The sequence below is a fragment of the Rosenbergiella metrosideri genome (genome assembly GCF_022602565.1).
GTDB classification, from domain to species: Bacteria; Pseudomonadota; Gammaproteobacteria; order Enterobacterales; family Enterobacteriaceae; genus Rosenbergiella; species Rosenbergiella metrosideri.
Genome location: NZ_JALBCV010000046.1, coordinates 1 through 718, shown reverse-complemented (window position 1 = coordinate 718; position 718 = coordinate 1). Strand labels below are relative to the sequence as shown.

At 47.9% G+C, this 718-nt stretch carries 1 protein-coding gene; it reads right to left on the bottom strand.

What is annotated here, in order from left to right; genetic code table 11:
* Window position 1 precedes the first annotated feature (1 nt).
* Window positions 2-718: EF-Tu C-terminal domain-related protein (locus MKR94_RS16400; RefSeq protein ID WP_241647881.1), on the bottom strand; the 717-nt coding region annotated here is incomplete at its 5' end.

Sequence of the window (718 nt, the reverse complement as noted above, 5' to 3'; positions counted from 1 at the left end):
ATTAAGCGATAACTTTAGCAACAACACCCGCACCTACAGTACGGCCACCTTCACGGATTGCGAAACGTAAACCGTCATCCATTGCGATTGGGTGGATTAAGGTAACAACCATTTTGATGTTGTCGCCTGGCATTACCATTTCAACGCCTTCTGGCAGTTCGATGGTTCCAGTCACGTCAGTTGTACGGAAGTAGAACTGTGGACGGTAGCCTTTGAAGAACGGAGTATGACGGCCGCCTTCGTCTTTAGACAGAATATAAACTTCTGACTCGAACTGGGTGTGTGGCTTGATTGAACCTGGTTTTGCAAGAACTTGACCACGTTCGATTTCTTCACGCTTGATACCACGCAGAAGAACACCAACGTTCTCACCTGCTTGACCTTGGTCAAGAAGCTTACGGAACATTTCAACACCAGTACAGGTAGATTTCGCAGTATCTTTGATACCAACGATTTCAACTTCTTCACCTACTTTGATGATACCGCGCTCTACACGACCGGTTACTACTGTACCACGGCCTGAGATTGAGAATACGTCTTCGATTGGCAGAAGGAACGGCAAGTCAATTGCACGTTGTGGTTCTGGGATGTATGCGTCTAAGTGACCAGCCAGTTCTACAACTTTAGCTTCCCACTCTGCGTCGCCTTCCAGTGCTTTAAGCGCTGAACCACGAACGATTGGAGTGTCGTCGCCTGGGAAGTCGTATTGTGACAGCAG